This is a genomic window from Streptomyces pseudovenezuelae, from assembly GCF_001513955.1.
Taxonomy (GTDB): domain Bacteria; phylum Actinomycetota; class Actinomycetes; order Streptomycetales; family Streptomycetaceae; genus Streptomyces; species Streptomyces pseudovenezuelae.
This window is the reverse complement of record NZ_KQ948150.1, coordinates 441,119-462,239: the sequence shown is the minus strand read 5'-3', so window position 1 is coordinate 462,239 and position 21,121 is coordinate 441,119. Positions and strand designations below refer to the sequence as shown.

Sequence of the window (21,121 nt, the reverse complement as noted above, 5' to 3'; positions counted from 1 at the left end):
GCGCAGCGGCGCGACGGAACCGGGACGATCCTGTCCCGACCGGTCTCTCGCCTGCGCGTCTTCGTTCCCTCGACTGGCCACGGAACCAAGCATGCCCGAAAGACCGTGCTCGCGGGACCGGCGCGAGCACGGTCAGTAAGTGGCTGTCCCCCGTGCGCGGAACCGTTCACGGACCCGTTCCGCGAGGCGGGGGTCCGGGGCGGGCGTGTCCTTCAGCGGGAACGGGATGCCCAGGGCCGCGTACTTGGCCGCGCCGAGTTTGTGGAACGGCAGGACGTCCACGCGATCGACCGTGCGCAGACCGGCGACGAACTGTGCGAGGCCGTCCACCGCTTCCAGGTCGTCGGTCCAGCCGGGCACCAGGACGTAACGGATCCACATGGGCACGCCGAGCCGGTTGAGCCGGGTGGCGAAGGCGAGGGTGGGTGCGAGGTCACCGCCGGTCAGTCTCCGGTAGGTGGCGATGTCGAAGGACTTGATGTCCAGCAGGACCAGGTCGGTGTCCGCGAGGAGTTCGTCGCTCGCGCGGGCGCCGAGGAAGCCGGAGGTGTCGATGGCGGTGTGCAGTCCGGCCTCCTTGCAGCGGCGCAACAGGGCACCGGTGAAGGCGGGCTGGAGCAGCGCCTCACCGCCCGTGATGGTCACGCCGCCACCGGCGGTGGTGAGGAACGCCCGGTACTTCTCGATCTCGGCCATCACCTCGTCCACGGTCGCCGTCCGCCCGTCACGCATGTGCCAGGTGTCGGGGTTGGCGCAGTACAGGCAGCGCAGGGGGCAACCGCTGACGAAGAGGACGAACCGGGTCCCGGGACCGTCCACGCCGGTGGACAGGTCCCAGGAGTGGATCCGGCCGGTGACCTGACCCGAGATCACGGGGCTCAGAGGGTTCACAGGGCTCACAGCGATCCGTGGAAAGTACGGCTGATCACGTCGAGCTGCTGCTCGCGGGTCAGGCGGACGAAGTTCACCGCGTACCCGGAGACCCTGATCGTGAGCTCGGGGTACTTCTCCGGGTGTTCCATGGCGTCCTCCAGCGTGGCGCGGTCCAGCACGTTGACGTTCATGTGGAAGCCGCCGGCCGCCGTGTAGCCGTCGAGGATGCCCACCAGATGCCCGGCCCGCTCGTCGGCCGCGTGGCCGAGACCCTCGGGTGTGATCGTCGTCGTCAGCGAGATCCCGTCGCGGGCCGCCGCGTACGGCAGCTTCGCCACCGAGAGCGCGGAGGCGACGACCCCGTGCCGGTCCCGGCCGTTCATCGGGTTGGCGCCGGGGGCGAAGGGCTGTCCGGCGCGGCGGCCGTCGGGGGTGTTGCCGGTGTGCTTGCCGTACACCACGTTGGAGGTGATGGTGAGCACCGACTGGGTGTGCTCGGCGTCCCGGTAGGTGGGGTGCCTGCGCACCTTCGCCATGAACGACTCCACCAGGCCGACGGCGATGGAGTCGGCGCGGTCGTCGTTGTTGCCGTAGGCCGGGAACTCTCCCTCGGTCGCGAAGTCCACGGCCAGTCCCGTCGCGTCCCGGAACACCTTCACGCGCGCGTACTTGACGGCGGACAGGCTGTCCGCGGCCACCGACAGACCAGCGATCCCACAGGCCATGAAGCGGTGGACCGGGTAGTCGTGCAGGGCCATCTCGATGCGCTCGTAGGCGTACTTGTCGTGCATGTAGTGGATGACGTTGAGTGCGTCGACGTAGGTCTGCGCCAGCCACTCCAGGACGCGGTCGTAGGCGGCTGCCAGCTCCTCGTAATCGAGGTGGTCGCCGGTCAGTGGCGGCATCTCGGGGGTGACCTGTTCGCCGGTCATCTCGTCCCGGCCGCCGTTGACGGCGTAGAGCAGGGCCTTGGCGAGGTTGACCCGCGCTCCGAAGAACTGCATCTGCCGGCCCACCGCCATCGCCGAGACACAGCAGGCGATCGCGGTGTCGTCCCCGGTCCGCGGGCGCATCAGGTCGTCGGACTCGTACTGGACGGCGCTGGTGTCGATGGAGACCTGGGCGCAGAACTCCTTGAAGCCGGCGGGCAGTCGGGGCGACCACAGCACGGTCAGGTTCGGCTCGGGCGCCGGGCCCAGGTTGTACAGGGTCTGCAGGAAGCGGAAGGAGGAGCGGGTGACCAGCGTGCGGCCGTCCAGACCGATACCGCCGATGGACTCGGTCACCCAGGTCGGGTCGCCGGAGAACAGGGCGTCGTACTCGGGAGTGCGCAGGAAGCGCACGATCCGTAGCTTGATCACGAAGTCGTCGATCAGCTCCTGTGCGCGCCTCTCGTCGATCAGTCCCTCGTCGAGGTCGCGCTGGAGGTAGACGTCGAGGAAGGTGGAGGTGCGGCCGAGCGACATGGCGGCGCCGTTCTGCTCCTTCACCGCGGCGAGGTAGCCGAGGTACAACCACTGCACGGCCTCATGGGCGGTGGCTGCGGGGCGGGAGACGTCACAGCCGTAGGCGGTGGCCATCTCGGTCAGCTCCCGCAGGGCCTTGAGCTGCTCGGCGAGTTCCTCACGGTCGCGGATGACGTCAGCGGTGGAAGGGCGGGCGTCCAGCGCGGCGCGCTCGGCCTTCTTGGCCTCGATCAGCCGGTCGGTGCCGTAGAGAGCGACGCGGCGGTAGTCGCCGATGATCCGGCCGCGGCCGTAGGCGTCGGGCAGACCGGTGATGATGCCGACCTTGCGGGCCGTGCGCATGGCGGGGGTGTAGGCGTCGAAGACGCCGTCGTTGTGGGTCTTGCGGTAGGTGCCGAAGACCTTGGTGACGAAGGCGTCGGGCGCGTAGCCGTAAGCCTTCAGGCTGTTCTCCACCATGCGGATGCCGCCGTTGGGCATGATCGCGCGCTTGAGCGGGGCGTCGGTCTGCAGGCCGACGATCAGCTCGCGGTCCCGGTCGATGTACCCGGGGGCGTGCGAGGTGATCGTGGAGGGCGTGGCGGGGTCCACGTCGAGGACGCCCCGGCTGCGCTCCTCGGGGAACAGGGCGCTGACCTTCTCCCAGACCGCGCGGGTGCGGTCCGTGGGCCCGGCGAGGAAGGACGCGTCGCCCTCGTAGGGGGTGTAGTTGGCCTGGACGAAGTCGCGCACGTCGACGCGCTCGCGCCACCCCTCTCCGGCGAACTGCCGCCAGGCGTCGGCTGTCCGGGGAGCGGCTGTCACCGTCGCGGTCATCACAGGTCCTCTCGTCGGGTCTTTCCGTTCACTACCGATCCTCGTCCGGGCCACGGGAGGCAAGGAGTGCCGGTCAGGGCACCGCGGCGGTCCATGTGGTCCCGGCCCACCGGGACGTTCGGCCCGCCCGGCGGCCAGGGCGAGTCACGGCGCGCGGCCGGTGGTCACCGATGCCGGGACGAACGGGCACCGCTTCGGCGTGGGACCGGTGGCCCCGGGGCCTTTCACGTCTTTTCTCCGCCCGCACGTCCTCAGCAGGTGGGGCCGGCCACGCGGGCCCCACCGGAACGGCCGTCATCACAGGCGTACGCGGCGGTGCCGACTCGCACGGACTGTGGCCCGACCTCGCGGTGGCCCCTCGGTCACCGGAACGGTGGGGTACTTCTCCTGCCAGGTACGGAGCACAGCGGTCACTGCATGCTCCGCGTCCGCCTGCTCCTGGGCCCCCGCCGCCACCCGCCGGTCCGGTACGGGACGCCCGCCCGGTTAGCGGTGGCTCCCCCGATGTCTGTCACCCTCCGCCCCCGGGCGGTGGCGGCCCAAGGGGCCGTTCGGCCCCGGTTCGGGTCTGCTCAGGTCCCCCGAGCCCGGTCGGCGGCCGCGTTCCGCGTGCGCATCGGCGCGGACACAGGGCCGGTCGGCCTCCCTCCAGGGGACCGCCCGGCACCTCGCGTGCGGTGCCGCCACCGACCGACCCTGGAGGGACCAAGCCCCGCAGCTGAGGAGCGCGTGTCATGGGCCGTTACGTGTACGACTTCACCCAGGGCGGCCGGGACATGGCCGGCCTGCTCGGGGGCAAGGGCGCGAACCTTGCCGAGATGACCCGGTTGGGCCTGCCCGTACCCCCTGGGTTCACCATCACCACCGAGGCGTGCCGGGCCTACCTGGCCACCGGAGGCGAGCCCGCCGGTCTGTGGCGGGAGATCTCCACGCACCTGACCGCCGTCGAGACCGCCGCGGGTCGCCTGCTGGGGCAGCCGGACGACCCGCTGCTGCTGTCCGTCCGCTCCGGGGCCCGCTTCTCCATGCCGGGCATGATGGAAACGATCCTCGACATCGGCCTCAACGACGAGTCCGTCCTCGGCCTGGCCAAGGTCTCCGGGAACGACCGTTTCGCCTGGGACTCCTATCGCCGTCTGCTGCAGATGTTCGGCAGCACCGTGATGGGCGTCGACTCCGCGCACTTCGAACGTGCCCTCACCGACCTCAAGGACGCACGCGGTGTCCCGGACGACGTGCACCTGACCGCCGATGACCTCGCGGGACTGGTAGCGACGTTCCAGGAACTGATCCGCCGGGAGACCGGCGAGTACTTCCCGCAGGCCCCCGCCGAGCAGCTGCGCCGCGCGGTGCTGGCCGTGTTCGAGTCCTGGAACGGTGAACGCGCCCGTCTGTACCGGCGACGTGAGCACATCGCGGACGACCTGGGCACGGCCGTCAACGTGCAGCGCATGGTGTTCGGCAACCTCGGACCCGACTCCGGCAGCGGCGTCGCCTTCACCCGCGACCCGGCCACCGGACGACCCGGCCTGTACGGCGACTACCTGCCCGACGCACAGGGCGAGGACGTCGTCGCCGGCATCCGCAACACCGTGCCGCTCACCGAACTGGAGCACCTGGACCCCCGCTCCCACACACGGCTGCGCGCGCACATGGAGACCCTCGAACGGCATTACCGCGACCTGTGCGACATCGAGTTCACCATCGAACGCGGCACGCTGTGGATGCTGCAGACGCGGGTCGGCAAGCGCACCGCCGAGGCCGCCTTCGCGATCGCCGCGGAACTGGCGGACGAGGGGCTGATCACCCCGGACGAGACCCTCGCACGGGTCGGCGGGGAACAGCTGGCCCGGCTGATGTTCCCCCGGTTCGACACCTCGCGGACCGGTGATCCGCTCGCCCACGGTCTTCCCGCGTCGCCCGGCGCCGCGGTGGGTGCAGCGGTCTTCGACTCCGCCGAGGCGGCGCGGCGGGCGTCGGCTGGCGAAAAGGTGGTCCTGGTCCGCCAGGAGACCACCCCCGACGACCTGCCCGGCATGATCGCCGCCCAGGCCGTCCTCACCAGCCGCGGCGGCAAGACCAGCCACGCGGCCGTGGTGGCCCGCGGCATGGGCAAGGTCTGCGTGTGCGGCGCCGAGGAACTCTCCGTCGACATCGAGGCACGCCGCTTCACCACCCCGGACGGCACGGTCGTCGAGGAGGGCACGGTCGTCTCCGTGGACGGTTCCACCGGTCTGGTGTACGCCGGTTCCGTGCCGCTGACGGACTCGGCGGTCATCCGGTTCCTGGAGAACGGCTCCCCGGACGAGGACGCGACCGGCCTGGTCGACGCGGTCGCCCGCGTCCTGGCGCGGGCCGACACGGTCCGGCGCCTGGAAGTGCGGGCCAACGCCGACACCCCCGAGGACGCCGCCCGGGCCCGCCGGTTCGGCGCCCAGGGCATCGGGCTGTGCCGTACGGAGCACATGTTCCTCGGTGAGCGCCGCAAGCTGGTCGAGGCGATGATCCTCGCCCGCGACGAGGCCGAACGCGCGGAGGCGCTCGGCGCGTTGCTGCCACTGCAGCGGCAGGACTTCACCGGCATCCTGGAGGCGATGGACGGCCTGCCGGTCACGATCCGGCTCATCGACCCGCCCCTGCACGAGTTCCTGCCCGACCGCACCGACCTTGCCGTGCGTATGGCCACCGCCGAGGCCCGCGGTGCCCTGCCCGACCCCCACGACACCGAACTCCTCGACGCCGTCAACCGCATGCACGAGGAGAACCCGATGCTCGGGCTCCGCGGCGTCCGTCTCGGCCTGGTCGTGCCGGGCCTGGTCGCCATGCAGGTGCGGGCGATCGCCGAAGCCGTCGTCCGGCGCACGAAGGCCGGCGGTTCTCCGCGGGCGGAGATCATGGTGCCGCTGGTCGGTGCCGTCGAGGAGCTGCGCATCGAACGCGAGGAAGTGGAACGGGTCCTGGCCGAGGTCTCCCAGGAGTCCGGCATCGCCGTCCAGTGCCCCGTCGGCACCATGATCGAGCTGCCCAGGGCGGCGCTGACGGCCGGCCGGATCGCGCAGGAGGCGGAGTTCTTCTCCTTCGGCACCAACGACCTCACCCAGACCACCTGGGGCTTCTCCCGCGACGACGTCGAGGCGGCCTTCTTCTCCGCCTATCTCGACAAGGGCATCTTCACCACCTCGCCGTTCGAGACCCTCGACCGCGACGGCGTGGGGCGCTTGGTGCGGATCGCGGTCGACGAAGGCCGGGCGGCGCGCCCCGACCTGAAGATCGGCGTCTGCGGCGAGCACGGTGGCGACCCCGAGTCCGTGCACTTCTTCCACACGGCCGGGCTGGACTACGTCTCCTGCTCGCCGTTCCGCGTGCCCGTCGCCCGTCTGGAGGCGGGACGGGCCGCGCTGGAGGCGACGGAGGGCAGCGACAGCAGGTGATGAGCACCGTCGGTACCCCGCCGGGGACCGCAAGGACGGCACCTCCCGCCGTTCACATGAAGTCGAGGACGTCCTGGACGGGACGGCGAGGTGTGGACGGCCCCCTCGGGCCGTAGCCGATGCGCAGCACCATCTGGACCTGGCCCGCTCCCGCTCCCGGTTCGCGGGCCAGCAGGCGCAGGTCACGGTTCTCCAGAGCGTGGGAGGTCAGGGACGTGGCCAGGTCGGCCAGGGTGGCCTCCAGCAGGACACGTTCCAGTGCCTGCCCGGCGCGCAGCCAGTCGGCGGGTCCGTCGCCGAGTGTGCTCAGGAGGGCCAGGTGGGGGATCTGCTCGAAGGTGAGATTGCCGCGGTCGGCCACGGCACGGCGCCCGGCGAAGTCCCGCACGGGGGCCCTGCCGTCCCGTTTGCGCGGTCCGAAGGCGTACTCGGGCACGCCGTCGACGGCGATGTCCGCCTCCGGGCCGAGCCGGGTCCAGCGGACCAGATCCTCTGTTGTGGCGGGGTCCATGACGTCACGGCACTCCGCGTCACGAATGAGGTCGAGCAGCGTCTCGGCGTGCCAGGGACCGGGGAAGAGCAAATCGGCTTCCTCCCGAGCCGCCGCGTCCCGCAAGGTGGCCTGTGTCTCTTCGGGGATGTCCTGCTCGGCGAAGGGGTGGCGGCCGGTGTGCCGCTGTCGGATCGCGGGATGCAGCCGTGCAAGGTCGTCGTCCCGTCCGTTCCCGACCGGATCGGCGAGCTGAACGGCGGCCAGCAGCAGCGGGTCCTGCGGCTCGGGCAGCAGCGTGGTCTCCGCGACGAGGTCCGCTTGTGCGGCGGCGACGCGCAGGTTGAACTGCCGCCCCGCAGCCGATGTGCAACGCCCGGTTGCCGGGGTCGGAGCGAGGCATGGCCCGCTCGGGATCGGCGCCCAGCAGCAGGAGGCCCTCGCCGGACAAGAAGCGGAATCGCCACGGCTGTGCGTTGTGCATGGAGGGGGCGGCAGTGGCCTCGGCCACCAGCTTCGCAACCGCCTTCTCGTCGAGTTGTCGCAACACCATGCGGGCCTCGTCGTGCACGGCCCGGCACCGCACACCACCCCGACGGTCGGTCTGCGCACGGCCGGCTGCTTCCAGTGTCCTCCCGGCGAAAGCTCGCGGTCCTGCGAAGTCCCGAGTGCGACCACCCGGGCGGAACGGGCCGCGCAGGGCTCCGGCCCGGTCCGGATCACATCCTCGCGCAACTTATGGTTGCGCATCCCGCTGCCGGTCGGCTAGATTGATGTGCAACCAAACGTTGCAGAAGGTGGCAGGTATGGAATTCGGAACAGTCGAGCGGGAGATCCACATCGACGCCTCACCCGAGGTCGTGTTCGAGGTGGTGAGCAACCCCGAGCACCTGCGCCAGTGGTGGCCTGACGAAGCGGAGTTCCCGCCCGTGCCCGGAGGCACGGGACGGATCGGCTTCGGGGACTGCTCGCAGGGCGGCACCTGGGTGCAGTTCGCGGTCGTCGACGCCGTGCCGCCGCGGCTCTTCTCCTTCCGTTGGACCCACGAGGAGGGAGAGTCAGCCGCCCCCGGCAACTCGAACCTGGTCGTCTTCGAGCTCTCGCCCGCCGGGACAGGGACCCTCCTGCGGATGACCGAGAGCGGCTTCCGCGAGCGCGGCTGGGACGAGGCGAAGGTGGCCGCCAGGTACGCCGAGCACGTCACCGGCTGGGACTTCTACCTGCCGCGGCTGCCGGTGTACGCCGCGAAGGTCGGAGCTGGTGGCGCAGCGTGAGGGTGGACGACGAGCTCTGGTCGGCGGTCGGCGATCCGACCCGGCGCCGGATGCTGGACCTGCTGCTGAGCGAAGGCAGCGGTACGGCGACCAGCCTGAGCGAGCAACTGCCGGTGACCCGTCAGGCGGTGGCCAAACACCTCCTCGTCCTCGACCGAGTCGGCCTGGTGCATGCCACCACCGCCGGCCGCGAGAAGCAGTTCCGCGTGGATCAGGCCCAGCTGGCCCGCGCCGTCGCCCAACTCGCCGACGTCGGCGCCGCCTGGGACTCCCGTCTCCAGCGCATCAAGCGCATCGCCGAGACGATCCAGCGAGGCAAGGACCAGGACGGCGAGTCAGAGAAGAAGCAGTAGAGAGGAACGGGCAGATGGCAGACATCCTTCACCGCATCGGTGTCGAGCAGTCCTCACCGCAGCAGGTGTACGAGGCGTTGACCACCCTGGACGGCTTGTCCGGCTGGTGGACCGAGAAGACGTCCGGAAAGACCGATCTCGGCGGCGTGATCGAGTTCCGGTTCGGGCCGGGTGGGTTCGACATGAAGGTCACCGCCCTCGATCCGGGCCGGCTCGTCCGCTGGGACGTCGTGGACGGACCGCAGGAATGGATCGGCACCAGCGTCCAGTGGGACCTGCGTCAGGACGGCGATTACACGATCGTCCTGTTCAGGCACGAAGGCTGGCGTGAGCCGGTTGAGTTCATGCACCACTGCAGCACCAAGTGGGCGACCTTCCTGCTGAGTCTCAAGCAACTCCTCGAAACCGGGGAAGGTGCCCCGGACCCACGCGACATGAAGATCAGCGACTGGCACTGACCTGATCTCCACGGGCGAGGAGTTGACGGCCGACGGGTGCCGGGCCGGCTGGTCCGCGGTCTGCCGCGTCCGTTTCAGATCTTCCAGGAGCGGATCTGGTCGGCGACCTCGGGGACCCGGAGCCGGCTGTCGCGGATCTTCCGTACGAGGTCGGACAGGGCACCGTAGGGCGGGTCGATTCCCTCGCCGGACTGGTCCATGTACTGGGCCGCGACGAACGCGGCGTAGAGGCTGTTGCGGAACGGGAGCGGTTCGAGGCGCACGATGGTGTGCATCAGCGCGGCCGCGCGCCAGGCGGCGTCCGGGTCGGCCGCCTGCAGGGTCGGCAGTTTCGTCCTGTGCCGGGCGACGGCGGCGACCAGGGCGGAGTAGTCCTCGACGGACATGTCCTCGGAGCCGAGCGCGGCCTCCTGGACGTCGAGGAGCCAGGAGACGTCGATGTGCAGGTGCATCAGGCGGCGGCAGTCCCGCCCCGGCGCTCAGCCGGGGGGACCTCGCCGGGGAAGGCGTCGTCGAACTCGTCGCGCAGCCGGTCGGCCCAGGCGCTAGCGCCCGTGATGAACTGCTTGCGGTGCATCTCGCGGACACCGAGGTCGTGCAGGTACTGCTTGAGGCTCTTGCCCTCGGCCGCCGCGGCCGCGCGGACGCCTGCGAGTTCTTCCTCGGTGAACGGCACGTTCAGGGATGGCATACAGGAGAGGGTACCTAGTAGGTACCGGGCGTGTGAAGCGCCGCCGAGGACACCTACGCCTGCCGCTCGGCACCGTGCGGCACAAAGATGTGGCCCTGCGGACGGGGGATTCCGCAGGGCCACACTCGCACCGTACCCCTCTTCTGGGCATTGCACAGAACTTGCGCTCGATTCAGTGCCGGTCGACGGACTGAGGGCGCGCCGCCTCGTCCTCGATGTCGCGGACCAGGTCGATGGCCCGCCCGAGGGTCGTGAGCCGTGCGTCCAGGGTCTCGCCGGCGGGATAGAAGCGGACGATGTCGACGCCGGCGTCACGCCAGACGCGCAGTCGCGCCCGCACCATGTCCTCGGTGCCGATCAGCGTGGTGGCCAGCACCATGTCGTCGGTGACCAGGTCGGCCGCGCCGTCCCGGTCCCCGGCCTGCCAGCGCTCTCGGACCTCGGCCGCGACATCGGCCCAGCCCTGGCGGCTGTAGGCGTTGTTGTAGAAGTTCGTCTTCTCGGAACCCATGCCGCCGAGGCTGAACGCCAGCTCCTTCTTGCGGCCGGCCACCATCGCCCGCAGCGCGTCCTCGTCCGCGGCGAACGCCACCTCCGCGCCCTGGCAGATGTCGAAGCCGGCACGGGTGCGCCCCGCGGTGGCCAGCCCCGCGTCCAGGTGGTCGAAGTACGCCTCCTTGGCACCCTCGGGAACGAAACTGGTACCGAGCCAGCCGTCCGCGATCTCCCCGGTCAGGTGCAGCATCTTCGGCGAGAGCGTCGCCAGGTAGATCGGGATGTCCTGCTCCGCGCGCATCGCCAGACGCATCGGCTTGCCTTCGCCGCCCGACAGCGGGATCTGGAACTCCCGCCCGGAGTAGGAGACTTTCTCACCCGAGGCGGCCTGCCGCACGATCTCGACCGTCTCGCGCATCCGGGACAGCGGCCGGGCGAACGGCACCCCGTGCAGACCTTCGATCACCTGCGGCCCGGACGGTCCCAGCCCCAGCAGGAAGCGACCCTCGGAGAGATTCGACAGGGTGATCGCGGACCGGGCGATGGCCATCGGCGTACGGGTGGCGAGCTGGATGATCGCCGAACCGAGCAGCATGCGCTCGGTCTTGGCGGCGAGGTAGCCCAGCGGTGACGGCGCCTCCGCTCCCCACGCCTCCGCGACCCAGCAGATGTCCATGCCGAGCTTCTCCGCCTCAACGACGAAGTCGACCGTCTCCGGCCAGTTGGCGGATGCCTCGATCGTGGTCGACGTACGCATCACACACGCGCCTTTCCGGGGTCTTCCGCCAGCTTCTTGATCGCCTCAAGCGTGGTGCCGATGTTGCTCTCGAACTCACGCATGCGCACGAAGACGATCTTCTGCTCCTTCTCCGGCATACGGTCGATGGCGACGGACAGGCCCGAGCGGCCCGGCCCCATCTGCATCCACTGCCGCAGCAGCGTGCCACCGTCCTGCGGCTCCAGCGAGAACCGCCAGATCGCCGACGGGAACTGCGGATCCTCCACCGCCCACGCGAACGTTCGCAGGGGCTCGTACTCGACGATGTGGGACGTGGTGGCCCACTCGCCGAAGGCCTCATGCCTGCTCCGGCCCACGAAGCGGGCACCCGGCACGGGCCCCTTGCTTCCGTCCAGCCACTCCACCGACTGCAGCTCGGAACTCAGGCGAGGCATCAGCTCGATGTCGGACACCAGCTCCCACACCTGCTCGGGCGGGGCCGCGATCCAGATCGGCACCTCCACCGTCGGCTTGTCCGCATAGCACGCGCCCGTCCACTCCACGCCCGGCCTCCCAGATCAGTAAGGCAGCCCCAGAATCAGCCCTGACCTCTAAAGTTGTGTAGAGAGACTCACTTGTCAAGCGGGTACGGCGCTTCGGCCGGCCGCACACTCAGCCGGCGAACCGCTCCTTCACGTCCGGTCGCTCGGCGAGGCGCGGCGGATAGCCGGGCCCCATTCTCGGGTGGGTGTTCTCGGCGGTCATCGGCTCGCCGCAGGCGGCGCACACCACCTCGGCGTGACTCTCCTGGCCGCAGACGTCGTGGTAGCTCGTCACGGGCGGGCCCGCCTCACCGGCCAGCCACCGGTCCCCCCACCGGTTCATCGCCAGCAGCACGCCGTAGAAGTCGCGTCCCTTCTTGGTGAGGACGTAGTCGTGGCGCACCGGCTCGGTCTGATAGGGCCGCTTCTCCAGCAGCCCCTCGTCGACGAGCCGCCGCAAGCGGTCGGTCAGCGTGTTGCGTGCGATGCCGAGCGACTCCTGGAACGCGTCGAACCGCTTGATCCCGTAGAAGGCCTCCCGCAGCACCAGCGGCGTCCACCAGTCGCCGAGCAGGTCCATGGTGCGGGCGATCGAGCAGGGCCAGTGTGCGAAGGATGTACGCCTCATGACGGCAGCATACGGTTGGTCTCACAAAGAAACCCAGCAGGCGGAAGGCGCTTCGCAGGACGGTGAAGGCGGCATAACGCCGTCCGCACCGACCCGAGGGGTTGTCGCCTCCCGCCCGGCGGTCGCGCTGTCTCACATGTGGGATCTCAGCACGTCGACCTCGCAGCCCGGCGCGAACGGGTCGAAGCCGTGCTCGACCAGCCAGCGAACGATCAGCAGGCTTCGCAAGGACCACCAGGCGTGGATCACGTCGAGGTCGATGTCGGTGCCGTAGCCGACGATGACGTCGGCCAGGTGTTCCTCGTGTCCGAGCGTGAAGGTGGCGAGGTCGTACAGGGCGTCACCCTGGCCCGCCTCGGACCAGTCGATGATGCCCGTGACCTCGTCACCCTCGACGAAGACGTGCGCGATCTGCAGGTCGCCGTGGGTGAAGGCGGGAGTCCACGGCCGGAACGCGGCTTCGGCGACCTGGCGGTTGCGGGTGACCAGGTCCGCGGGCAGGACGCCGTCGGTCACGAGCCGCTCGCACTCGTCGTCGAGTTCCGCCGCCAGTGCGGTGATGCTGCGGCCGGCCTGGCCCGGCCGGGGCGGCAGCGGCGCGTCGTGCAAGGTCCGGATGGCGGCGCCCGCGGCGGACCATGCCCTCGGCGACCCGGTCGACGGTCCGCCGAGGCAGCCGAGCGTCGCGCCGGGGAGAGCGGCGATGGCGAGCACATTCGGTTTGCGCCACAGGATCTGCGGGGTGGGGACCGGCGCGAGGGCCATCGCCTCGACCTCGACGTCGAGGCGCGCCTGGTCGGCGTCCACCTTCACGAACACCTCGCCGACGCGCAGGGTCGCGCGCTCGGAATGGGCGACGACGACTTCGACCTCATCCATGAGCGCCCAGTATCCCGGGGCGGATCGCCTGCGTCGCCGCATTTCTGACGTGCGACGACGTGGTGCGATCAAGCGCGGTCGTGGAGTGTGACCTGGTAGCCGTCGGGGTCGGCGAAGGTGAAGGTCCGGCCGAAGGGGCCGTCGATCGGGGCGGAGACGATGGTGTGACCGTCGGCGACGAGCGCGTCGTGGACGGCCTGGACGTCGGTGGCGTGGAGCCAGATCGCGACACCGATGCCGGGCTGGACGACGGAGGCGAGGTCGGTGCCGGGCAGGACGTCACGCAGGGCGAACGCGATCGGCTTCGTGTCGAAGACGACGGCGTGCGGAGGTCCCGCCGGCGAGCGGACGACGCCCAGGTACTGCTCGTAGAAGGCCTGCGAGGCGTCGAGGTCGCGCACTTGGAGCGAGATGAAGTCGGGGCCGGTGGCGGGCATGGTGACACTCCTCTTCTGCATGTCAGTTTTCTGACACACATGAAGCTATGTCAGAATGCTGACATGAGTCAAGAAGGTGTCGGCGTCGACCTGGAGACGTCACTGGGCTACCTGCTCAAAGAGGCGTCGAGCGCCCTCCGCGCGGCCATGGAGGAAGTGCTGCGGCCGCTCGGCATGAGCGTGACGCACTACAGCTGCCTCGAACTGCTCGCGCAACGACCGGGCTTGTCGAACTCCGAGCTCGCGCGGGGCGCGTTCGTGACGCGGCAGACGATGAACGTGCTGCTCCAGGCCCTGGAACGAGACGGCTACGTGACCAGGCCCGCGGCGGCCCCCGTCGGGAAGGCCCTTCCCGCGCGGCTCACGCCTCGCGGCCGACGAAGCCTCGAGAAGGCGAGCGCGGCCGTCCGGTCCGTCGAGGCCAGAATGCTTGCGGGCCTGACCGAGACCGAGCAGGCGGACGCGTTCCGGGTCCTGCAGGGGATGATTCGTTCGCTGCATGGTGACAACGGGGACGCGTAGGCGGTGCAGCCGGGGCTGACAGGGGAGATGAAGCGGTGGAAGGGCCGGCGAGAATGACCATGCACGATGACCAGGTGGACGTGACCACCGACATGGTGGCGACCCTGATCCAGGAACAGTTCCCGCAGTGGGGCGGCGAGCCGATCCGCCCCCTGTCGTCGACCGGGACGGTCAACGCCGTCTTCCGCATCGGCGACACCCTCTCCGCCCGTTTCCCACTGCGGCCGGCCGATGCCGCCGAGGCGTGGGCGGTTCTGGAACGGGAGGCGCAGGCGAGCGCGGAGTTGGCGCGGGTTTCCCGGTTCCCGGTCCCCCGGCCCGTCGCCTTGGGAAAGCCTGGAGCGAGTTACCCCATGCCGTGGTCGCTCCAGACCTGGCTGCCGGGAACGATCGCCTCCGAGGCCGACCCAAGCGCATCGCACGCCTTTGCCGCGGACCTCGCGGTCTTCATCGCAGCCCTGCGGGACGCCGACACACGGGGGCGGATCTTCAGCGGCGAGGGCCGTGGCGGCGTGCTCACCGATCACGACGTCTGGATGGCGAAGTGCTTCGACGAGAGCGAGGGGCTGCTCGACGTGCCCCGGCTGCGTCGAGTGTGGGGGCGTTTCAGGGAGTTGCCTCGCACGAGTGTCGACGTGATGAGCCATGGCGACTTGATTCCCGGCAATGTGCTGGTCACGGGAGGCCGGCTCAGCGGCGTACTCGACACCGGCGGCTTCGGCCCGGCCGACCCCGCACTGGATCTGGTCAGTGCCTGGCACCTGTTGCAGCCGGGCCCGCGGCAGGTGCTCCGGCGGACGCTGGGCTGTGACGACCTGGAGTGGGAGCGCGGCAAGGCATGGGCCTTCCAGCAGGCGATGGGGCTGGTCTGGTACTACGTCGAGAGCAATCCGACGATGAGCGGCATGGGCCGCCGGACGCTCGCCCGCATCCTGGAGTCGACGGAGTGACGGCGCCGAGGCCCCGCTGACGGATCGCCCAGCGGATCAACGGAGTTGCCGTACGAGCGCCCTCGGGTGCCGTACGGCCTGCCACAGACCGACCGACAGCAGCGCCAGGCTCACGGCGAAGCAGACCCAGAACACGAACTGGGTGCCGGTCGCAAGGTCGTGGGTGCTGCCGTCCTCGTAGCGGCAGTACGCCTGCGGGGGGAACGCCTTCGAGGCGCCGACCCCTCCGTAGTACATGGAGCACGGGTCCTCGCCGGGGTCCTTGAGCGTGTCGTCCGCCGTGACGATCAGCAGCCAGGCCAGCGCCGCCGCCGGCACCGTGCCGAACACGATCATTTTCGACCAGGTCGGCAGGCGGGGGTGGGCGAGAAGCCCGATCATCGCGATCAGGACCACCGCGAACACCGCGAGGACGACCCCGGCGGTGAACAGCCGCTCGTACACCTCGACCAGGAGCCAGGCGACCACGCCCACCGGTGGCGCGGTGACGAGAACGACCTTGATTCCGGACGGGGTGCGCGGGTGCGCGAGCAGGTACACGGCCGACGCGCACCCGATCACGGCGAGGAAGACGATCACGGGCGCTCGGCGGCGGTGCCGGCGGGGTCCCTGTATGTCTCGTCCCTGCGCCACGGACCGACACCGAGCTTTCCGGTCGTCCCGAGGTCGAGTTCCGGCACGACCGTGACGGGATCCGCCGCGGGCTCGGCCCAGACCCGCACGTACGGCGCGTTCACCGGTTCGCCGGCCTGGGTCGTGTTGCGCCAGGCCAGCCCGGCCACCGCGGCCTCGCCCGGGCGCAGGACGACGGGTCGGGGGCTGCCGTCCCCTCCCAGGCCGGTACTGATCTGATCGGTCCCCCGGAGGATCCGTACGCCGTCCACCGGGCGGTGGTCCTCGTCCTGGATCGTGAGCTTCGGGTAGCCGTGGAGCCGAAGGGGCCGGGTGCCGCAGTTGACCAGGTGCAGGCCGACGGCGCGCAGGCCCATCGCCGCGTCCCCCTCGTCGGCGTACAGGCGCATGCCCGAGTCCGGGCACGGTCCCGAGGCGGACGACGCCTCGGTTTCGGGAACGCTCCGCACCTTGATCACCTCCACGCCTGTCACCTCGGGGGCGTTCCCGACCCTCTCCCCCGCGACGACGGTGCCCTTGACGGTCCGTCCGGGCCCGACCGCCTCGACCGTGTGCTCCACGTTGTCGACCGCGCCTCCGGAGGCCGTGAGGAAACCGAACGTCAGCGTGTAAGTGGCGGCTTCCTTCTGCTGGTTGGTGATCTCGAAGTCCGCGCTGTTCTCGACTCCCTCGCAGCCGCTGTTCGGACCCCAGGCGTACAGCGCGGTGATCTTGACACCGTCCTCGGCCGCATCCTTCGCGGCGGACAGGGGCAGCGTGGTCCGCGTACCGGAGGGCCGAGCGGACGGCTCCAGGGACGGCGGGCTGCCGTACCGGGCGACGTCCGACGGACACGGTGCCTCGGCCCGTACCGGACCGCCTTCGCCGTCCCCGCCCGACGAGGTGCTCTCGGAGCCGCAGGCGGCGAGCAGCAGGGCGGCGGCGAGGACGGCGGGAGCAGTGCGGGCGGCGGTCGGCATCCGCCCACCCCACCAGGGACACGCCGTCGTGGGCTGTGGTGGAACCCACACCTCCGGTCACAGCGGTGTCACAGATCACGGGGGAACCCCAGCCGACGTACGGCTGGGGTTCCCCGACGCGGTGGGTGTCGGTCGGTCAGCGTTGCAGGGTCAGGACGCCCGGCCGCCAGGGCAGTTGGTCGTAGGGACCGCTCGCGCTCGGGGACTTGCCCTGGTAGAGGAGCTGCAGGTTGCAGGGGTCGATGGTCTTGGTCTGGTCGGGGTTGTTGCGGACCAGGTCACCGTGGCTGATGTCGTTGGTCCAGGTGGCACCGCTGTTGGCCTTGCCCGCGAAGGGGTTGGACTCGGTGGCGGCCTGCGGGGTCCACGAACCGTTCAGGCTGGAGGCGGTGAACGAGCGGAAGAATCGCTGCTCGTTCGCACCCCGGGCCTCGACGATCATCAGGTACTGGTTCTGGCCCTGGACCTTGTAGACCTCCGGCGCTTCGAACAGGTTCTTCACCGTGTCGCTCATGACCGTCGTGTACGACGAGCCGAAGCTGCTCGGGAAGTTCCCGATCGGCATGCTCGCCCGGTAGATCTTGCCGTTGTCACCGGCGAAGAACAGGTACATGTTCTGGTCGTCCGCGATCAGGGTCTGGTCGATCGGGGCGGCGCCGGAGATGCTGCCGGTGAACAGGGGCTGCGGTGCGGACCAGCCATTGGGGTTGGTGGGGTCGCTCGAGGTGCGGTAGATGAAGGGCCACGCACCCCACTGGTACGCCAGCACCCAGATGTTCTTGGGCGCGAAGTAGAACAGCGTGGGCGCCACGGTGGCCTGGCTCATGCCGGTCTGACGGGCCGACGCCATGTCGGACCAGTTGGTGAAGGGAGCGAACGCCATGGAGCCGTACGACGATCCCGACACGTTCGACGCGTAGACCAGGTGCTTGCCGTTGTACGTCACATTGGTGAAGTCCTTCAGCGAGACCCACCCGTTCGCCGGCTGCGCCAACGCTCCCGTCGACGACCACCGGTACGAGGACGGCAACGTGCAGTTGCCACCGCCCGGGGTCCCGGTCAGGCCGGTCCACTTCTGGTTGTTGCCGCCGTTGCAGGTCCAGATCTCCACTGCCGTGCCGTTGGCCGTTCCGGAGCCCGTGACGTCCAGGCACAGTCCGGACTCCACACCGACGATCGTGCCGTCGGAGTTCACGCGCCATTGCTGGTTCGCGCCCCCGCTGCAGGTCCAGATCTGTACGCGGGTACCGGCCGTGGTGGCGTGGCCCGGAACATCGAGGCACTTGTTGCCGAACACGGTCAGCTGGTTGCTGTCCGTCGCCGTCCACTGCTGGTTGGTCCCGCCCGAGCAGTCCCAGATCTGCAGGTACGTGCCGTCGGTCTGGCTGGAGTTCGGCACATCGAGACACCGGCCGGCGGCGACACCGCGCAAGGCACCGCTGGTGGCCGCCTGAGCCGGGTTGGCGACGAGCATCGCCGCCAGCGCGACCAGTGCCGCGATCGCGGCGGCGAGCACCACGGACATACGTCCGCGGTCGAAACTACGTCTGCGCATGGGGACCTCGTTGTCCTTGAGTGAGCGGTTCCGGCTGCCCGGGTCGGAGCAAGCAGGCTGGCCGGACTGTCGAGGTGGTGCGGTTCGTAGCGGCCCGCACAGCAGAAATGTCAGGGGCATGCCATATGCATCAGGCGACGTACCCCTTGCGGCTCAAGCGTTACGGCAGACGCGATCAGTGAGGTTCTGCTGTGCGAGTGGAGCGAGCTCTGTTCGCCATACCGAACAGGCGTCGAACTATCGATCAGTCTGGATGATAGGGAAGCGCAGAACGGCGTCAATAGTTCTCGCATGATTCGCCATCAGCCCCGAAACATTCGCTGCGGCGGGACGGCTGGGCGAGCGGCCGGCCGGGGCGGGAGGATGCTCCGATCACGTCCCGTACAGCACAGCGCCGCCCGGATCCCGAAGGACCAGGGCGGCGCCGTGTCGTCAGGTCAGGGAGCCAGCTGCCAGCGCGCGATGTACCCAACGTCGATGGACGCCCGGTCCTGCACACGCAGCTTCCAGGTGCCGTTGAGCGGTTGCGCGGAGGCGTCGACAGTGAACGTCTGGTCGACGTTGTCGGCGGACCCGCCGCTGCGGTTGAGCAGGGAGTAGACGGTGCCGTTCGGGCCGACGAGGTCGACGGTGAGGTCACCGCGGTAGGTGTGGACGATGTTGACGTAGACCGTGGTGGTCGCGGAGGCGTTGCCGTCGCGGCCGGTGATGGTCACCGGGGACTCCACGGCGGCCCCGTTGTCGGGGATGTCCACGCGGGTGGCGTTGGCGTAGACGTAGGCGATCTGCCAGCTGAAGGTGTCCGAGGCGCTCGCCCCGGTGCTGTCGGTCACCGTGACGGTGACGTCGCCGGTGCCGAGGGTGGTCGGAGTGCCGCTGATCAGGCCGCCGGGGCTGATGGTCAGGCCGTCGGGCAGGCCGGTGGCCGCGTAGGTCAGCGTGGCGTCACTGTTGGTGGTGTAGGCGTCCAGCTGGAGGCTGACCGCCTGGTTGAGGCCGCTGGTCTGGTCGGCGGTCGGGGCGAGGTTGACGCCGAGGGCGATGCGGTTGCCGACGTTGATCGCGGCCCAGGCGTCGGCGACGGCGAGGTAGGTCGGGCTGTAGGCGCCGAACAGGTCGGCCGCGGCGGACAGGGTGGCGGTGCGGGCGCCGGCGTAGTTGGTCGTCGAGGTCATGTACGTGGTCAGCGCGCGGTACCAGATCGCGGCGGCGTTCTCGATGCCGATGCCGGTGACGGGTCGGCCGTCGTACGTCGGGCTGTCGTAGGAGACGCCGTTGACGGTCTTGGCGCCGCTGCCCTCGGAGAGCAGGTAGAAGAAGTGGTTCGCGGGGCCGGACGAGTAGTGGACATCGATGCCGCCCAGGGTGGAGCTCCAACTGTCCCTGGAGTCACCGTCCTTGGAGGGCTTGTCCATGTAACGCAGCGGCGTGCCGTCGCCGTTGATGTCGATCTTCTCGCCGACGAGGTAGTCGCCGGGATCGGCCGCGAGGTTCTCGTGGAACTCGACGGCGGCGGCGAAGATGTCGGAGGTCGCCTCGTTCAGACCGCCGGACTCACCCGAGTAGAGCAGGCCCGCGGTGGCGGCGGTGACGCCGTGGCTCATCTCGTGGGCGGCCACGTCGAGCGCCGTGAGCGGGTGGGTGTTGCCCGAGCCGTCGCCGTACGTCATGCAGAAGCAGGAGTCCTGCCAGAAGGCGTTGACGTAGTTGCTGCCGTAGTGGGCGCGGCTGTACGCGGCGACGCCGTCGTTGCGGATGCCGTTGCGGCCGTAGGCCTCCTTGTAGAAGTCCCAGGTGGCCGCGGCACCGAATGCCACGTCGACGCCGGCGGTCTGGCGGTTGGACGGCAGGCCGTTGCCCCAGACATCGTTGTCGTCCGTGAACAGCGTGCCGGTCCCGGACGTGCCCTGGTTCAGGTCGTACGTCTTGTGCCCGGCGCGGTCGGGGTCGGTGAGCTGGTACGTCGATCCGGACAGGGTGGTACCGAGCGGGACCGTGCCGACGTACTGCCCGGTGCCCTCGCCGGTGTGCACCTTCTCGGCGGTCAGGAGTTCCTTGCCGGTCGCGGCATCGGTGACGACCTGGAGCTCGCTGGGCGTGCCGTCCCTCTGGACGCCCTCGACGAGGGTCTCCCACGCCAGGACGGGCTTGCCGGTACCGGCCCAGATCACCCGCCGGGAGGCGTTCTCCACCTCGGCGCCCTTGACGTGGTCCTTCTTCGAGGCCGCGAGAGCCTTGTCGGCGGCGCCGGCAGCCGTGATCTTCGGGCTGAGAGTGGGTACCGAGAGCGGGGCCGCGTGCGCCTTGGTGACCGTCGTACGGCCGCTGCGGTCGTGGACGACGAGGTCACCGCCCAGGACGGGCAGGCCGGCGAGGGTGCGCTCGTAGCGGGTGTGCTTGGTGCCGTCCGCGTCGGTGATGACGTCCCTGACGACGAGCTTCTCCTGGGCGCCCAGGCCGATGCGTCGCGCCGTACCGGCCGCCGCGGCCTGGGCGCTCTTGACCAGGGCGGTGCGGCGGGCGGGGGTCAGGGAGGTCTGGGCCGCGCCGGCCCGGGGGGTGGCGGTGATCTTCGCGGGCCGCGGGTCCGCCGGGGCCGCGCCGGCCAGGGAGGGGGCGGCCACGACGAGCAGGGAGCCGATGGCGGTGAGGGCAAGGGCACTTGCGCGTCTGCGTCGCACGAGCGCGCGGTGGTTCAGGGACAACGGGTTCTCCTTCGGTACGAGGGCCGGCCCGTGGTGGGGACCGTGGACGAGACGGATCGGCGGGGTGCGCCGGTCCGGAGCGCTGCACGGCATGCGGGTGGAAGGAGGTGGGGGGTGACGGAAACACGACTGGTCTCGCGCGCTGAACCTGTGAAGGAACTGTGATTTCCCGGAGAAGGGTGGCACTGCGTGCACTCTTTTGTCATGCAAGCATCAAGACATCGGCTTGAATTGACCATGAGCGCC

At 69.9% G+C, this 21,121-nt stretch carries 19 protein-coding genes and 1 pseudogene; 6 read left to right on the top strand and 14 right to left on the bottom strand.

The features are described 5' to 3' along the window. Positions 1-132: 132 nt before the first annotated feature. Positions 133-873 carry a pyruvate formate-lyase-activating protein gene (pflA, locus tag AQI94_RS30100; RefSeq protein WP_404817934.1) on the bottom strand — a complete coding sequence of 247 codons (741 nt, stop codon included), beginning with the start codon at positions 871-873 and terminating at the stop codon, positions 133-135. A gap of 23 nt (positions 874-896) precedes the next feature. Next, positions 897-3,155 carry a formate C-acetyltransferase gene (pflB, locus tag AQI94_RS30095; protein ID WP_031036818.1) on the bottom strand — a complete coding sequence of 753 codons (2,259 nt, stop codon included), beginning with the start codon at positions 3,153-3,155 and terminating at the stop codon, positions 897-899. A 734-nt stretch (positions 3,156-3,889) separates the two neighbouring features. Between pflB and ppdK the strand changes: the two genes are divergently transcribed. Beyond that, positions 3,890-6,586 (top strand): pyruvate, phosphate dikinase, encoded by a 2,697-nt coding sequence (gene ppdK, locus AQI94_RS30090; RefSeq protein WP_031036822.1) that lies wholly within the window; start codon positions 3,890-3,892, stop codon positions 6,584-6,586. 52 nt (positions 6,587-6,638) lie between these two features. Here ppdK and AQI94_RS30085 read toward each other — a convergent pair. Then, positions 6,639-7,629, bottom strand: a pseudogene (locus AQI94_RS30085) (Acg family FMN-binding oxidoreductase). A gap of 253 nt (positions 7,630-7,882) precedes the next feature. Here AQI94_RS30085 and AQI94_RS30080 point away from each other — a divergent pair. From AQI94_RS30080 to AQI94_RS30070, 3 genes are read left to right on the top strand one after another with little or no spacing between them, the layout of a single operon-like run. Further along, the gene (locus AQI94_RS30080; protein WP_031036825.1) at positions 7,883-8,350 is read left to right on the top strand and encodes an SRPBCC domain-containing protein; all 468 of its coding nucleotides are present in this window, start codon (positions 7,883-7,885) and stop codon (positions 8,348-8,350) included. Then, positions 8,347-8,703, top strand: a complete 357-nt coding sequence (locus tag AQI94_RS30075) for an ArsR/SmtB family transcription factor (RefSeq protein ID WP_031036828.1) — start codon at positions 8,347-8,349, stop codon at positions 8,701-8,703. The genes AQI94_RS30080 and AQI94_RS30075 overlap by 4 nt, the downstream gene beginning before the upstream one ends. A 14-nt stretch (positions 8,704-8,717) precedes the next feature. After that, positions 8,718-9,161 carry an SRPBCC family protein gene (locus tag AQI94_RS30070; RefSeq protein ID WP_031036832.1) on the top strand — a complete coding sequence of 148 codons (444 nt, stop codon included), beginning with the start codon at positions 8,718-8,720 and terminating at the stop codon, positions 9,159-9,161. A 74-nt stretch (positions 9,162-9,235) separates the two neighbouring features. On the opposite strand, the gene AQI94_RS30065 is transcribed toward AQI94_RS30070, so the two are convergent. The 7 genes from AQI94_RS30065 to AQI94_RS30035 form a co-directional block, all read right to left on the bottom strand. Further along, positions 9,236-9,613 carry a hypothetical protein gene (locus AQI94_RS30065; protein ID WP_031036835.1) on the bottom strand — a complete coding sequence of 126 codons (378 nt, stop codon included), beginning with the start codon at positions 9,611-9,613 and terminating at the stop codon, positions 9,236-9,238. Further along, a complete protein-coding gene (locus tag AQI94_RS30060) occupies positions 9,613-9,852 on the bottom strand; it encodes a hypothetical protein (RefSeq protein WP_031036838.1) in 240 nt (79 codons plus the stop codon). The genes AQI94_RS30065 and AQI94_RS30060 overlap by 1 nt, the downstream gene beginning before the upstream one ends. A gap of 172 nt (positions 9,853-10,024) precedes the next feature. Further along, positions 10,025-11,104: an LLM class flavin-dependent oxidoreductase gene (locus tag AQI94_RS30055; protein WP_031036841.1), complete on the bottom strand. Its 1,080-nt coding sequence runs from the start codon at positions 11,102-11,104 to the stop codon at positions 10,025-10,027. After that, a complete protein-coding gene (locus AQI94_RS30050) occupies positions 11,104-11,628 on the bottom strand; it encodes an SRPBCC family protein (RefSeq protein WP_031036844.1) in 525 nt (174 codons plus the stop codon). The genes AQI94_RS30055 and AQI94_RS30050 overlap by 1 nt, the downstream gene beginning before the upstream one ends. Positions 11,629-11,737: 109 nt before the next feature. Then, positions 11,738-12,235 (bottom strand): winged helix-turn-helix transcriptional regulator, encoded by a 498-nt coding sequence (locus AQI94_RS30045; RefSeq protein ID WP_031036847.1) that lies wholly within the window; start codon positions 12,233-12,235, stop codon positions 11,738-11,740. 132 nt (positions 12,236-12,367) lie between these two features. After that, positions 12,368-13,114, bottom strand: a complete 747-nt coding sequence (locus AQI94_RS30040; RefSeq protein ID WP_031036850.1) for a phosphotransferase family protein — start codon at positions 13,112-13,114, stop codon at positions 12,368-12,370. A 68-nt stretch (positions 13,115-13,182) separates the two neighbouring features. Next, complete coding sequence (locus AQI94_RS30035) at positions 13,183-13,551, bottom strand: VOC family protein (RefSeq protein ID WP_031036853.1); 369 nt, start codon at positions 13,549-13,551, stop codon at positions 13,183-13,185. A gap of 63 nt (positions 13,552-13,614) precedes the next feature. Between AQI94_RS30035 and AQI94_RS30030 the strand changes: the two genes are divergently transcribed. Beyond that, positions 13,615-14,073, top strand: a complete 459-nt coding sequence (locus tag AQI94_RS30030; protein WP_031036855.1) for a MarR family winged helix-turn-helix transcriptional regulator — start codon at positions 13,615-13,617, stop codon at positions 14,071-14,073. A 53-nt stretch (positions 14,074-14,126) separates the two neighbouring features. After that, the gene (locus tag AQI94_RS30025) at positions 14,127-15,023 is read left to right on the top strand and encodes an aminoglycoside phosphotransferase family protein (protein WP_031036859.1); all 897 of its coding nucleotides are present in this window, start codon (positions 14,127-14,129) and stop codon (positions 15,021-15,023) included. Between the two features lie 36 nt (positions 15,024-15,059). Here AQI94_RS30025 and AQI94_RS30020 read toward each other — a convergent pair whose 3' ends face one another. The 4 genes from AQI94_RS30020 to AQI94_RS30005 form a co-directional block, all read right to left on the bottom strand. Further along, complete coding sequence (locus AQI94_RS30020; protein ID WP_031036862.1) at positions 15,060-15,602, bottom strand: hypothetical protein; 543 nt, start codon at positions 15,600-15,602, stop codon at positions 15,060-15,062. Beyond that, on the bottom strand, positions 15,599-16,615 hold the full coding sequence (locus tag AQI94_RS30015; protein ID WP_031036866.1) for a DUF4232 domain-containing protein: 1,017 nt from the start codon (positions 16,613-16,615) through the stop codon (positions 15,599-15,601). The genes AQI94_RS30020 and AQI94_RS30015 overlap by 4 nt, the downstream gene beginning before the upstream one ends. Before the next feature lie 136 nt (positions 16,616-16,751). Further along, a complete protein-coding gene (locus AQI94_RS30010; protein WP_031036870.1) occupies positions 16,752-18,170 on the bottom strand; it encodes a non-reducing end alpha-L-arabinofuranosidase family hydrolase in 1,419 nt (472 codons plus the stop codon). Between the two features lie 437 nt (positions 18,171-18,607). Continuing rightward, on the bottom strand, positions 18,608-20,875 hold the full coding sequence (locus AQI94_RS30005; protein ID WP_031036874.1) for a M4 family metallopeptidase: 2,268 nt from the start codon (positions 20,873-20,875) through the stop codon (positions 18,608-18,610). Positions 20,876-21,121: the final 246 nt, after the last annotated feature.